This is a genomic window from Sagittula sp. S175 (genome assembly GCF_049800975.1).
Classification (GTDB): domain Bacteria; phylum Pseudomonadota; class Alphaproteobacteria; order Rhodobacterales; family Rhodobacteraceae; genus Sagittula.
In genome coordinates, this window is the sequence record NZ_JBNAGB010000012.1 from 64686 (window position 1) to 77692 (window position 13007).

Annotated in this window: 11 protein-coding genes; 6 read left to right on the forward strand and 5 right to left on the reverse strand. The window is 66.4% G+C overall.

The annotated features are described in order from the left end of the window. Window positions 1-59 precede the first annotated feature (59 nt). Together ACP16H_RS15740 and ACP16H_RS15745 are read right to left on the reverse strand one after the other, a co-directional pair. The gene (locus ACP16H_RS15740; RefSeq protein WP_425073281.1) at window positions 60-1100 is read right to left on the reverse strand and encodes an MBL fold metallo-hydrolase; all 1041 of its coding nucleotides are present in this window, start codon (window positions 1098-1100) and stop codon (window positions 60-62) included. After that, window positions 1100-2788 carry an acyl-CoA dehydrogenase gene (locus tag ACP16H_RS15745; RefSeq protein WP_425073196.1) on the reverse strand — a complete coding sequence of 563 codons (1689 nt, stop codon included), beginning with the start codon at window positions 2786-2788 and terminating at the stop codon, window positions 1100-1102. Before ACP16H_RS15745 ends, ACP16H_RS15740 begins: the two co-directional genes overlap by 1 nt. Before the next feature lie 119 nt (window positions 2789-2907). Between ACP16H_RS15745 and ACP16H_RS15750 the strand changes: the two genes are divergently transcribed. The 6 genes from ACP16H_RS15750 to ACP16H_RS15775 all read left to right on the forward strand — a co-directional run bounded on the left by ACP16H_RS15750 (window position 2908) and on the right by ACP16H_RS15775 (window position 9911). Next, window positions 2908-3843 (forward strand): L-threonylcarbamoyladenylate synthase, encoded by a 936-nt coding sequence (locus ACP16H_RS15750; protein WP_425073197.1) that lies wholly within the window; start codon window positions 2908-2910, stop codon window positions 3841-3843. Between the two features lie 157 nt (window positions 3844-4000). Then, window positions 4001-4834 carry a choline ABC transporter permease subunit gene (gene choW, locus ACP16H_RS15755; RefSeq protein WP_425073198.1) on the forward strand — a complete coding sequence of 278 codons (834 nt, stop codon included), beginning with the start codon at window positions 4001-4003 and terminating at the stop codon, window positions 4832-4834. Continuing rightward, window positions 4834-5877 (forward strand): choline ABC transporter ATP-binding protein, encoded by a 1044-nt coding sequence (gene choV, locus ACP16H_RS15760; RefSeq protein ID WP_425073199.1) that lies wholly within the window; start codon window positions 4834-4836, stop codon window positions 5875-5877. Before choW ends, choV begins: the two co-directional genes overlap by 1 nt. A 109-nt stretch (window positions 5878-5986) precedes the next feature. After that, on the forward strand, window positions 5987-7717 hold the full coding sequence (gene araD / locus ACP16H_RS15765) for an L-arabinonate dehydratase (RefSeq protein WP_425073200.1): 1731 nt from the start codon (window positions 5987-5989) through the stop codon (window positions 7715-7717). Between the two features lie 17 nt (window positions 7718-7734). Next, window positions 7735-8157: a hypothetical protein gene (locus ACP16H_RS15770; protein ID WP_425073201.1), complete on the forward strand. Its 423-nt coding sequence runs from the start codon at window positions 7735-7737 to the stop codon at window positions 8155-8157. Window positions 8158-8249: 92 nt separating this feature from the next. Next, on the forward strand, window positions 8250-9911 hold the full coding sequence (locus ACP16H_RS15775; RefSeq protein WP_425073202.1) for a tannase/feruloyl esterase family alpha/beta hydrolase: 1662 nt from the start codon (window positions 8250-8252) through the stop codon (window positions 9909-9911). 101 nt (window positions 9912-10012) lie between these two features. Here ACP16H_RS15775 and cydX read toward each other — a convergent pair whose 3' ends face one another. From cydX to ACP16H_RS15790, 3 genes are read right to left on the reverse strand one after another with little or no spacing between them, the layout of a single operon-like run. Continuing rightward, window positions 10013-10177 carry a cytochrome bd-I oxidase subunit CydX gene (gene cydX, locus ACP16H_RS15780; RefSeq protein ID WP_425073203.1) on the reverse strand — a complete coding sequence of 55 codons (165 nt, stop codon included), beginning with the start codon at window positions 10175-10177 and terminating at the stop codon, window positions 10013-10015. A gap of 11 nt (window positions 10178-10188) precedes the next feature. Beyond that, a complete protein-coding gene (gene cydB / locus ACP16H_RS15785; protein ID WP_425073204.1) occupies window positions 10189-11352 on the reverse strand; it encodes a cytochrome d ubiquinol oxidase subunit II in 1164 nt (387 codons plus the stop codon). An 18-nt stretch (window positions 11353-11370) separates the two neighbouring features. Further along, on the reverse strand, window positions 11371-12990 hold the full coding sequence (locus ACP16H_RS15790; RefSeq protein ID WP_425073205.1) for a cytochrome ubiquinol oxidase subunit I: 1620 nt from the start codon (window positions 12988-12990) through the stop codon (window positions 11371-11373). Between the last annotated feature and the right edge of the window lie 17 nt (window positions 12991-13007).

A 13007-nucleotide genomic window follows, 5' to 3' on the forward strand; every position in this document is an offset into this window, starting at 1 on the left:
CGCCGGGGCTCTGCCCCGGACCCCGAGGGTATTTGGATCAAGATGAAGGGAGGGGTTGGCTACGCCTTTTGGCGGAAGCGCCAGGCGCCATCAGGGCAGATCTCGCGCGTGGCGCGGCCTTCGTGCCACAGGTGCAGGCAGTGGGACATGGCCTCGACCAAAGCGAGGCCGTATTCGCCTTCGCGGATGCTGCGCATGTAGAGTGGCTGGAAGCATTCGGCGGCGGTTTTCGGCTTGGTCAGGAAGTCCGACAGGCGGTCGAGTGCGCCGTGGTGGTTGTCGATCATCTGCCGCAGGCGGGCGGGAAGGCCGGTGAAGGGCAGCTTGTGCCCGCCGAGGACGAGGTGGTCCTCGCGCGCCATCGGCTGGAACCGCGTGCAGGTGTCGAGCCAGTCGGCCACGGGATCGGCCTCGGGTTCCGTGGCATAGGTGCCGAGGTTCGGCGAGATCGAGGGCAGGACCTGGTCGCCCGCGATCAGCAGATTGTCGTCGCGTGACCAGAGCGTGACATGTTCCGGCGCGTGGCCGCCGCCCATATGGACGTCCCACATCCGTCCACCCGCGTGGAAGGTATCCCCCTGCGCCAGCCGTTTGTGGCCGAAGGGCATGGGATGCAGGGTGGCCGCGAACATGTAGGGCGGCTCGTCCATGCGCTTGGCGATGACTTCCTCGGCCATGCCGCAGGCGCGCCAGTAGGCGACGACTTCGGGCGGGGGCGTTTCATGCGGGTCGAGTTGCAGCATCCGCGCCAGCAGCCAGGCGGTGCGCGAGGTCACCAGCTGCGCGCCCTGCTCCTGGAACCAGCCGGCAAGACCGATGTGGTCGGGGTGGTGGTGGGTGACGAGCACGCGGTTGACCGGCTTGCCCGCCAGAGGGCCGGTCAGAAGGCTGTCCCAGATGGCGCGGGTCTTGCCCGAGGCCACGCCGGTGTCCACCACGGTCCAGCCGTCGCCATCGTCCAGCGCGTAGACGTTGACGTGGTCCAGCTTCATCGGCAGCGGCAGGCGCATCCAGAGGACGCCTTCGGCCACCTCGACCGCCGCGCCGTGTTCGGGTGGCGTGTCGAAGGGGAAGCGGATCGGACCCAGCGTGCCGTCCATCACGCCGCGAAATCCGCGGCCGGGACGAGGTCCTTTACGCGCGCCTGCACGCACAGGCCGCTGTGTTCCGGCAGTATCCGCGTGATGTAGAACCGCGCGAGCCGTTCCACCGCGCCGTCCCGTTCCGCGCAGGCCGCGCGCAGGTGGGCGTCGGCCCCCAGCACGCGGGCAAAGGCGCGCAAGTAGGGCACGGCCCCGCCGAAACGGTCCGCCATGTCGCGTGCCAGAAGCGCCTCGGTGGTTTCGCGCAGGGTTTCGGTGGCTTGCCAGACGGCTTCGGCCAGTTCGGGCAGGTGGGGTTTCGCGGTTTCGGCGTGGGCTTCGATCTCGTCCAGCAGGGAGAAGACCGCCTCGCCGCCGTCCATCAGCTTGCGGCCGACGAGGTCCATGGCCTGAATGCCGTTGGTGCCTTCGTAGATCGCCGTCACGCGCACGTCGCGCAGGTATTGCGCCGCGCCGGTTTCCTCGATGTAGCCCATGCCGCCGTGGACCTGCACGCCCTTGGAGGCCACGTCGATCCCCGTATCGGTGCCGAATGCCTTGGCGATGGGGGTCAGCACCCCGGCGCGGGTCTTCCATGCGGCGTCCCCGGTGGCGCGGCCCATGTCCAGCGCCACCGCCAGCGCCAGCGCGATGGAGCGGGCGGCGAAGGTGTCGGCCTTCATCTCGGCCAGCATCCGGCGCACGTCGGCGTGGCCGAGGATGGTGCCGGTCTCGGACTTGCCCTGCTTGCGTTCGTTGGCATAGGCCAGCGCGTGCTGGTAGGCGCCTTCGGCCACACCCACGCCCTGCACGCCCACACCCAGACGGGCGTTGTTCATCATGGTGAACATGGCGCGCATACCGTCGTGAGGCTCGCCCACCAGCCAGCCCTTTGCGCCCTCGTAGGACATCACGGCGGTCGGAGAGCCATGCAGGCCCAGCTTGTGTTCAAGGCTCACGACACGCAGGTCGTTGCGCTGGCCCGGTTCGCCGTTCTCGTCGGGAATGAACTTCGGCACGATGAACAGGGAAATCCCCTTGGTCCCCGGCGCGCCATCGGGCAGCCGCGCCAGCACCAGGTGGCAGACGTTGCCGGTAAAGTCGTTGTCGCCCCAGGTGATGTAGATCTTCTGCCCGGTGATGGCATAGCTGCCGTCGCCGTTCGGTTCCGCCTTGGAAGACAGCGCGCCCACGTCGGACCCGGCCTGCGGTTCGGTCAGGTTCATGGTCCCCGCCCATTCGCCGGTGGTCAGCTTTGGCAGGTAGATCGCCTTCAGCTCGTCGGAGGCGTGGTGTTCCAGCGCCTCGATCTGGCCTTGGGTCATCAGCGGGTTCAGTTGCAGGGCGAGGTTCGCGCCCGCCAGCATGTCGTTCACGCAGGTGGTCACCGCCATCGGAAGACCCATGCCGCCGTTCTCCGGGCTGGCCGAAGAGGCGATCCATCCGCCCTCGGCAATCGCCTGATAGCCCTCGGCAAAGCCCTTGGACGTGCGGACCACGCCGTTCTCCAGCACCGCCGGATCGAGGTCGCCGTTGCGCAGGGTCGGCGCGATGACCTCGTCACACATCTTGGCCGCCTCGCCCAGAACCGCCTCCACCGTCTCCATCGAGGCATCCTCGAAGAGCGTCGTGGCGGCGACGCGGTCGTAGCCGACGACATGTTTCAGGATGCGGGAAAAATCGCTCAATGGCGCGCGATAGGTCATTCGAAAAACTCCTCCGGCTTGGCAAGGCTGCATCTTCCTAGTAGCAACCGCCCCGATATCACAAGCGTATGCGCCTGCGGCATCGCAGCAACCGGAACGCCACGTCACAAACGGGCCTCATGACCGAACACCTGAGCAACACCGCCGAAGGCCTGTCCCGCGCCGCAAGCCTGCTGCGCGATGGCGCGCTCGTGGCCTTCCCGACAGAGACGGTCTACGGCCTTGGCGCCGATGCCGGGAACGACCGCGCGGTGGCGCGGATCTACGAGGCCAAGGGGCGGCCCAGCTTCAACCCGCTGATCGTGCATCTGGCCGATCTCGACGCGGTGAAGGCGCTGGTGGAGTGGTCGTCCGAGGCCGATGCCGTGGCAGAGGCCTTCTGGCCCGGCCCGCTGACGCTGGTGCTGCCGTTGCGCCCGGGCGCGCCCGTGTCGAAACTGGTGACGGCGGGGCTGGACACGCTGGCGGTGCGCCTGCCCGCCGCGCCTGTGGCGCAGGCGCTGCTGCGCGAAACGGCGCGTCCCGTCGCCGCGCCGTCGGCCAACCGCTCCGGTCACATCAGCCCTACGCGCGCAGAGCATGTCGCCGCTTCGCTGGGGGACCGGGTGGACGCGATCCTCGATGGCGGACCGTGCAGCGTGGGGCTCGAATCGACAATCCTCGGGCTGGCGGGTCGCCCGACGCTGCTGCGCCCCGGCGGCATCACGATCGAGGCCCTGTCCCACGTTCTCGGCCAGCGCATCGCCGAGCGGCACGAGACGGACAAGATCTCTGCCCCCGGTCAGACCCGCTCGCACTATGCGCCCAACGCTCTGGTGCGGCTGAACGCGGTGGATTTCGAGGACGGCGAGGCGCGGCTGGGATTCGGTGACGTGGACTGCGACCTGAATCTTTCGCCGGGCGAAGACCTGACCGAAGCCGCCGCGAACCTGTTCGAGTACCTGCACCGGCTGGATGCCACTGGTGCGGCGCGCATCGCCGTCTCGCCGATCCCGCATATCGGACTGGGCGTCGCCATCAACGACCGCCTCAGCCGCGCCGCCGCAGACCGGTGAATGCGCCCGCCCAAGAGGCGCATCTAACCCGACGGCGGTCGGTTTTCCCTCCACGAAGGTCGCATTTTCCGCCTATGCTCTTTCCATGCGGGCTGAATTGTCGCATAAGCCCTGCAGTTTTTATTGACTCGCCAATCAACAAAAAACGGGGACGGGCATGGAGTGGCTGGAAGATCACAAGCTGCCGCTGGGCAAATGGGTGCAGAAGTTCGTCGACTGGCTGACGGACAATGCCGCGTGGTTCTTTGACGGGCTGGCCTACCTGCTGGAAACCGTGATCGACGCGATGCTGTGGTGTCTGCAAACCCCGCCCGCGCTGGTGGTGGTCGCAGTCATCACCCTGCTCAGCTGGCTCGCGCGCCGGTCGCCCTGGTTCTCGCTCTTTACCCTACTCGGGCTGCTGCTCATCATCAACCAGGGCTACTGGGAAGAAACCACCGAGACGCTGGCGCTGGTCATCGCCTCGGCGGTGGTCTGCATGGGGGTCGGCGTGCCGGTGGGCATTGCCGCCGCGCGCAGGCCGTGGCTGATGAACGCGCTGTCCCCGATCCTCGACCTGATGCAGACGATCCCCACCTTCGTCTACCTGATCCCGGCCCTGATCCTGTTCGGGCTTGGCATGGTGCCGGGCCTGATTGCCACGGTGATCTTTGCGATCCCCGCGCCGATCCGCCTGACCCATCTGGGCATCACCTCGACGCCCACCGCGCTGATCGAGGCGGGCGAGTCCTTTGGCGCCACCCGCCGCCAGCTGCTGTGGAAGGTCGAACTGCCCTACGCCATGCCGCAGATCATGGCCGGACTGACGCAGACCATCATGCTGTCGCTGTCCATGGTGGTGATCGCCGCGCTGGTCGGGGCCTCGGGCCTTGGCGTGCCGACGCTGCGGGCGCTGAACACGGTGAACATCGCAAAGGGCTTCGAGGTGGGTATCGCCATCGTCCTCGTCGCCATCATCTTTGACCGCATGTTCAAGCGGGGGAACAAGTGATGCGCGACACTTCGAAACCCATGGTCCGCTTCGACGCCGTCAACATCGTCTTTGGCGACTCCCCGCACACTGCCCTGCCGCTGATGGACAAGGGCCAGACCCGCGCCGAGATCCAGGAGGCGACGGGCCAGGTCCTTGGCGTTCACAACTGCACGCTCGACGTCCACAACGGTGAAATCCTCGTGCTGATGGGCCTGTCGGGGTCGGGCAAATCCACCCTTCTGCGCGCCGTCAACGGGCTGAACCCCGTGGCGCGGGGCCATGTAGAGGTGTTGACGGACGACGGTCCCGTAGACGTCGCCACGGCCTCGCCAAAGCAACTGCGCGACATCCGCATCCGGCGCGTCGCCATGGTGTTCCAGCAATTCGGCCTGCTGCCGTGGCGGACCGTTCTGGACAACGTGGCCTTTGGCCTCGAAATCGCCGGTGTCCCCGAGAAGGAGCGCCACGACCGCGCCCGTGCGCAGCTGGACCTCGTGAACCTCGGCGAATGGGCCGACCGGCAGGTCAGCGAACTGTCCGGCGGGATGCAGCAGCGGGTGGGCCTTGCCCGCGCGCTGGCGACCGAAGCGCCGATCCTGCTGATGGACGAACCCTTTTCGGCGCTCGATCCGCTGATCCGCAACCGGCTTCAGGACGAGTTGCTGGACCTTCAGGCCAAGCTGGGCCGCACCATCATATTCGTCTCGCACGACCTCGACGAGGCGCTGAAGATCGGCAACCGTATCGCCATCATGGAGGGCGGGCGCATCGTGCAATGCGGCGCGCCGCAGGACATCGTGCTGAACCCGGCGACGCAATACGTGGCGGATTTCGTGGCGCATATGAACCCGCTCACCGTGCTGCGCGCGCTGGAGATCATGGGGCCGGTGCCCGACACCGCGCCCGCCGACCTGCCCCGCATTGCCCCCACCACCCCGATCCGCGAGCTGTTGCCCATGGTGGCAGACGGCACCCTGCCGGTGCTGGTGGCGGACAGCGACACGCCCCTCGGCTACATCGACACGCCCCGCGTCATGGCGGCCCTGCTGAACCAGCGCTGAGGGCGGGCCTCCGCCTGCCCCTAGGTCACATTCAGAAACCGCTTGGCGAACCGCGGCTCAGACTGCACCATCGGCGTTAACCCCGTCCGCACGATGCAGAAAGACCGCCATGCCCAAGGACCCGAAGGATCTCCGCTCTGCCCGCTGGTTCGCGCCCGACGACCTGCGGTCGATGGGTCACCGCAGTCGCGCCATGCAGATGGGCTGGGACGAGCAGGACTGGACCGACCGGCCAGTGATTGCGATCATCAACACGTGGTCCGACCTGTCGCCCTGCCACCACCACCTGCGTGACCGGGCCGATTTCGTGCGTCAGGGCATTCTTCAGGCGGGCGGGCATCCGGTGGAAATGCCGGTGCATTCGTTCTCCGAACAACTGCTGAAGCCGACCTCGATGCTGTATCGCAACATGGGCGCGCTTGAGGTCGAGGAGACGCTGCGCTCCCACCCCATCGACGGGGCGGTGCTGCTGGGCGGATGTGACAAGTCCACCCCGGCGCTGGTCATGGGCGCTGTCAGCATGGGCCTGCCGTTCATCTTTGTCCCCGCCGGGGCCATGCTGCGCGGCAATTACGCGGGCGAGAAACTGGGCAGCGGCACTGACGTCTGGAAATACTGGGACGAGCGCCGCGCCGGAAACATCACGAAGGAACAATGGCTTGGCGTGCAGGGCGGCATTGCGCGCAGCTATGGCACCTGCATGACCATGGGCACGGCCTCCACCATGATGAGCATCGCCGACGGCTGGGGCCTGACCCTGCCCGGCGCGTCCTCGATCCCTGCCCCGGACGCGGGCCATAAACGCATGGCCAAGGCCTGTGGCCGCCGCATCGTCGACATGGTCTGGGAGGACCTGACCCCCGACAAGATCATGACCCCGGAAAGCACCCGCAACGCCGTCACCGTCGCCATGGCCACGGGCTGTTCCACCAATGCCATCATCCACCTGATCGCCATGGCGCGCCGCGCGGGCGTGCCGCTGGGCCTTGATGATCTGGACGAGATCGGGCGCACCACCCCGGTGATCGCCAACATCCGCCCCTCCGGCAAGGACTACCTGATGGAGGATTTCTTTTACGCCGGCGGCCTGCCCGCGCTGATGAAGGAACTGGGGGACAAGCTAGACCTGTCGGTCATGACCGTCTCAGGCAAGACGCTGGGCGAGACCATCGAGGGCGCGCAGAACTACAACAGCGACGTGATCCGGCCCCTGTCGAACCCGGTGTATCACGAGGGCAGCCTCGCCGTGCTGCGCGGCAACCTCGCCCCCGATGGCGCGGTCATCAAGCCCGCCGCCATGGACCCGAAGTTCCAGCACCACACCGGCCCCGTCATCGTCGCCGACAGCTATGCCGAGCTGAAGGAGATCATCAACGACGAGGACTACCCCATGACCCCCGATCACGTGCTGGTGCTGCGAAACGCAGGGCCGCAGGGCGGGCCGGGGATGCCGGAATGGGGCATGATCCCCATGCCCAAGGCGCTGCTGAAACAGGGTCACCGCGACATGGTGCGCCTGTCGGATGCCCGCATGTCCGGCACCTCTTACGGGGCCTGCGTGCTGCATGTCGCGCCCGAGGCCTTCATCGGCGGGCCGCTGGCGCTGATCGAGACCGGAGACCTGATCGAGCTGGATGTGCCGAAACGACGCCTCAACGCGCTGATTTCCGACGAGGAGCTGGCCGAGCGCCGCGCCAATTGGGTGAAACCCGAACCGCGATTTGAACGCGGTTACGGTTACGTCTACACCAAGCACGTGGAGCAGGCCGACAAGGGCTGCGACTTCGACTTTCTGCGCACCGATTACGGCGGCGCGGTGCCGGAGCCGGAAATCAACTGACGAGGAATACCCCTGCAATGTCCCGAACGACCCGCACGCTCGGTTTGATCTGTGCGCTGATCCTCGCCGTCATGGCGCTGGCCTATGCCGTCATGCTGAACAGCGCACTGATCGCCTATGGCGGCTTTGGCAACCTGACCTACGGCAAGGGCGTGCTGATCCTGCTTTATATCGTGATCTGCCCGATGATGGTGGCCATCGCGCTGCAAAACGCCTGGCACTTCATCCGTCTCATGCGCGCCCCCGACCGCCCCACGCCGCGCCTGCTGCGCCCCGGCCTGTGGCTGATCGCGGTGATCTGGGGGCTGGTGTTTGTCGCCGGGCTGTTCTCGGGCCGTCATGGCAGCGGCGCGCAGGGCATCGTGATGTTCACCCTCAGCTACGCGGTCCCCTCGGTCCTGGCGCAGTTCTGCCTCGGCATCCTGCCGAAACGCCGTTAGCGCAACCTGAACGGGCTTCCCCGAGGACCGTTCCCCCGTTACTCCTTTGACTCCGAGGGGCCGACAACGGCCCCCGACACGGGAGGACAACCATGAAAACCCACGCAGCCGCCCTGCTGGCCGCAACGGCACTGGCGACGACTTTGGCCAGCCCCGCGCTGGCCGAGTGCACCGCCGAGGCCTTTGCACAAGACACCTTTGCCCACGAAGGCGTCACCCTCACCGGGATCGAAGCCCTGCCCGCGGGCGAGGACAGCCCCCTGCCCCATTGCCGCGTCACCGGCGAGATGAACCAGCGCATCGGGGCCGAGGGCCGCGCCTATGCGATCGGCTTCGAGCTGCGCCTGCCCGACGAGTGGAACGGGCGCTTCGTGCACCAGTTCAACGGCGGCAACGATGGCGAGGTGAAACCCGCCGTGGGGCCTCTGCTCTCCGGCAACAAGGCCGACACCGCCCTGTCGCGTGGCTATGCGGTGGTGTCGTCGAACGCGGGCCATGACGGCGCACTGTTCAAGGACAAGGGGCTGGCGGGTGGCGCCAATTTCGGCTTCGACCCCGAAGCCCGCGCCGCCTATGGCTACACCGCCGTCCGGGACCTGAACCCGGTGGCCGAGGCGCTGGTACAGACCTACTACGGCAGCGACATCGCCTACAGCTACGGCATCGGCGGGTCGAACGGCGGGCGGCACGCCATGGTGGCCGCCGCGCGCATGCCCGAGGCCTTCGACGGGCTGCTGGTGGGCTATCCCGGCTTCAACCTCCCCCGCGCCGCGCTGCAACATGCGCTGGATGTACAGGCGTTCCGCTCGACCGGCAAACCGCTGGCCGAATCGTTCAGCAAGGACGACCTGACGCTGGTCGCCTCGAAACTGCTCGACGCCTGCGATGCCCTCGACGGGCTGGCCGATGGACTGATCAACGACGCGCCTGCCTGCCAGCAGGCCTTTGACCCGGCCTCGCTCACCTGCACCGATGGCCAGAACAGCGCCTGCCTGACACCGGAGCAGACCGCCGCGCTGGTCACGATCCACGCCGGACCAAAAGGCGCGAACGGCGAGCAGCTGTACAGCGACTGGGATTGGGACACGGGCATCGGTTCGGGCAACTGGCGGTTCTGGAAGGTGGAATCCACCGTCCCGCCATGGGGGCAAAAGCCGATCATCGCCGTGATGGGCGCGGCCTCGCTGGCGCAGATCTTTACCACGCCGCCGACCCCGGTCGAAGGGTCGCCGGAGGCGCTGGAACAGTTCCTCATGGAGTTCGACATCGCCGGTCAGGCCGCCGGGATCGACGCCACCGACAAGACCTTTACCGAAAGCGCGATGGAGGTCATGACCCCGCCGGGCAGCGACGATCCAAAGCTGGCCGAGTTCCGCGCAGCAGGGGGCAAGATCCTGATCCTGCATGGCAATTCCGACCCGGTCTTTTCCGTGCGCGATACGATGGCATGGTATGACAAGCTCGATGCCAACACCGGCGGCGCGGCGCACGAGGTGGTGACCTTCTACCGCGTGCCGGGGATGCCGCATGGCGCGGGCGGGCCGTCCACCGACGGGTTCGACGTCATGACGCCGCTGGTGGACTGGGTGGAAAACGGCACCGCGCCCGGTGCGATCACCGCCACGGTGACCGAAGGCAACACCGAAGGGCAGGCAGCGCTTGGCCCGGTCAGCCGCAAGCTGTGCCCCTACCCGCAGATCGCCCGCTACACCGGAAGCGATCCGGCCAGTGCAGACAGCTTTACCTGCGAATAAAACGGAAACGGGCCCCGAAGGTCACCCTTCGAGGCCCGCCCCTTTCAGGGGGAGAAAGGGTAGGTCCCCCTGAAACCCTCAACCCCTTTGAATGTGTCTCGTTATGCGCCGCGCCGGTGGTCGGCCCGATCTTCGGCCGGATCGTCGGCCTGCGCGTCGGCCTCCTCGGCCATCTGCGCATCGCTGCGCAATTCCAACCACATCGCGTTGAGAACTGCAAAGGCCGCCGCCAGCGGCAATCCCAGCATCCAGGCAAAATACCACATATCCGCTCCTTTCAGTACAGCGTTTCGGCGTTGTCGGTCACGTCGGCCTCGGTCACCTTGCCCCAGAGGACCTTGTAGACCCATGCCGTGTACATGAGGATCAGCGGCATGAAGATCGCCGTGCCCACCAGCATCACGAACAGGGTCATATGTGACGAGGACGCATCCCAGACCGTCAGCGACGAGGTCGGGTCGATGTTCGACGGCAGGATGAACGGGAACATGGTCAGCCCGACCGAGGACACGATCCCGAGGATCGCCATCTTCGAAAACAGCAGCGTGGTGACCTCGCGCCCCGCGCGCAGGCCCATCACCGCCAGCGCGATGCCGACAAAACCCATCACGGGGGCAATGGCGATCCACGGGCGCTCCGCGTAGGCGGTCAGCCACGATCCGCTGCGCACCACCTCGTTGAACAGCGGGTTGGACGGGCCGTCATGGGCGACCTCACCGGCAAAGGCATAGCCCTCGACCCCCACCGCCAGCCACAGGCCCGCCAGCGCATAGCCCCCGGCGGCGACCATCCCGGCCACGGTGCCGATGCGGCGGGCGCGGTCCTTGATGACGCCTTCGGTCTTCAGCGACAGCCATGCCGCGCCATGCATCAAGAGCATCCCGACCGAGACGACCCCCGCCAGCAGCGCGAAGGGCCGCAACAGCCCGATCAGCTTCATGATCGAGCCGCCCTCGTAGATCGACAGCAGGTCCGGCGTGAACCGGAACGGCACGCCCAGCAGCACGTTGCCCACGGCCACCCCGAACAGCAGTGCCGGGACAAAGCCGCCGATGAACAGCGCCCAATCCCAGCGGGTGCGCCACTTGGTGCCTTCGCGCTTGGAGCGGTACTTGAACCCCACCGGGCGCAGGATCAGCGCCGCGAGGATCAGGAACATCGCCAGGTAGAACCCGCTGAACGACACCGCATAGAGCGGCGGCCATGCGGCAAAGATCGCGCCGCCGCCCAGGATGAACCACACCTGGTTGCCTTCCCACACGGGGCCGATGGTGTTGATGACCACGCGCCGTTCCACGTCCGTCTTCGCCACGAAGGGCAGCAGCGCGCCGACCCCCATGTCGAACCCGTCCGTCAGGGCAAAGCCGATCAGCAGCACGCCCAACAGCCCCCACCAGATCACGCGCAGCGTTTCGAAGTCGATGAATTCATTCAGGATCATGTCTTTTACTCCGCCCGGTCACTCTGCAGGTTCTGCGATTGCGGATTGATTGCGCCGCGTGGACAGCCGCGCCCAGTGGCGGGCGTTCCAAGCGTCGGTCTCGGCTACGTCCTGAATCGGGCCTTTCTTGATGTATTTCACCATCAGGCTCATCTCGATCACGAAGAGCACCGTGTAGAAGATCGTGAACCCGGCCAGCGTCAGCAGCAGGTCCATGATCGACAGGTGCGAGGCCGACATGGCCGTGGGCAGCATCCCGTCCACCGTCCAGGGCTGGCGCCCGAACTCGGCCACGAACCAGCCCATCTCGGCGGCGATCCACGGCATCGGGATCCACGCCACCGCGCCCCAGAGCGCCCAGCGCGGGTAGGACATGCCCTTGAAGGACGTCCGCCAGAAGAAATACGCGGTGATGAGGATAAAGCTGAAGCCCAGCCCCACCATGATCCGGAAGGCGTAGAACAGCGGGAAGACGCCCGGCACGGTGTCATCCGCCGCCATCTGGATCTGCTCTTCGCTGGCGTCGCGCGGGTCTTCGACGTAGCGCTTCAGCAGGAAGGCATAGCCCAGATCCTCGGAGTTCTGCTCGAACACGAACTTCGCCTCCGAGGGCACGTCCTCGCCCGCCGTCCGCGCGTCGCGGATGGTCATCAGCGCGTCATAGGCGATGACGCCGCGACGGATCTTGCCGACGTTCTGCTCGACCAACTGCGCGATGCCGGGGATCTCCTCGGTCAGGGAGCGCGTGCCGATCAGGCCCATCACGTAGGGCACATGCACCGCGTAATGCGTCTCGCGCGCCTCCTGATCGGGAATGCCGATCAGGGTGAAGGACGCGGGCGCGGGCTCCGTCTCCCACATGGCCTCGATCGCGGCCAGCTTCATCTTCTGCGTCTGGCTGGCCGAGTAGCCGGATTCATCCCCCAGCACGACGACCGACAGGGCCGAGGCCAGACCAAAGGCCGAGGCCACCGCGATGGACCGCCGCGCGAGGTCGATGTGCCGCCCCTTCAGCAGATACCACGCCGACACGCCCAGCACGAAGAGCGACGCGGTGACATAACCCGCGCTGACGGTGTGCACGAACTTTGCCTGCGCCACCTCGTTGAAGATCACCTCGAAGAACGACGTCATCTCCATCCGCATGGTGTCCGGGTTAAATTCCGCGCCCACCGGGTTGGCCATCCAGCCGTTCGCGATCAGGATCCACAGGGCCGAGAAGTTCGACCCGATGGCCACCAGCCAGGCCACGACGAGGTGCGCCACCTTCGACAGCTTGTCCCAGCCAAAGAAGAACAGCCCGACGAATGTCGCCTCCATGAAAAAGGCCATCAGCCCCTCCATCGCCAGCGGCGCGCCGAACACGTCGCCCACGTAATGCGAGTAGTACGACCAGTTCATCCCGAACTGGAATTCCATGGTGATGCCCGTTGCGACGCCAAGGACAAAGTTGATCCCGAACAGCGTGCCCCAGAACTTCGTCATCTGCCGCCAGATGGGGCGGTTGGTCATGACGTAGACGGTCTCCATGATCGCGACGAGGATCGACAGACCCAGCGTCAGCGGCACGAAGAGAAAGTGATACAGAGCGGTCATCGCGAATTGCAGGCGAGACAGCTCGACCAGGCCGATTTCCATGGCGTGGCTCCCTTGTT

Coding starts and splice junctions, on each gene's coding strand:
- ACP16H_RS15740 (WP_425073281.1), bottom strand. CDS start 1,100: ATGGACGGCACGCTGGGTCCGATCCGCTTCCCCTTCGACACGCCACCC.
- ACP16H_RS15745 (WP_425073196.1), bottom strand. CDS start 2,788: ATGACCTATCGCGCGCCATTGAGCGATTTTTCCCGCATCCTGAAACAT.
- ACP16H_RS15750 (WP_425073197.1), top strand. CDS start 2,908: ATGACCGAACACCTGAGCAACACCGCCGAAGGCCTGTCCCGCGCCGCA.
- choW (WP_425073198.1), top strand. CDS start 4,001: ATGGAGTGGCTGGAAGATCACAAGCTGCCGCTGGGCAAATGGGTGCAG.
- choV (WP_425073199.1), top strand. CDS start 4,834: ATGCGCGACACTTCGAAACCCATGGTCCGCTTCGACGCCGTCAACATC.
- araD (WP_425073200.1), top strand. CDS start 5,987: ATGCCCAAGGACCCGAAGGATCTCCGCTCTGCCCGCTGGTTCGCGCCC.
- ACP16H_RS15770 (WP_425073201.1), top strand. CDS start 7,735: ATGTCCCGAACGACCCGCACGCTCGGTTTGATCTGTGCGCTGATCCTC.
- ACP16H_RS15775 (WP_425073202.1), top strand. CDS start 8,250: ATGAAAACCCACGCAGCCGCCCTGCTGGCCGCAACGGCACTGGCGACG.
- cydX (WP_425073203.1), bottom strand. CDS start 10,177: ATGTGGTATTTTGCCTGGATGCTGGGATTGCCGCTGGCGGCGGCCTTT.
- cydB (WP_425073204.1), bottom strand. CDS start 11,352: ATGATCCTGAATGAATTCATCGACTTCGAAACGCTGCGCGTGATCTGG.
- ACP16H_RS15790 (WP_425073205.1), bottom strand. CDS start 12,990: ATGGAAATCGGCCTGGTCGAGCTGTCTCGCCTGCAATTCGCGATGACC.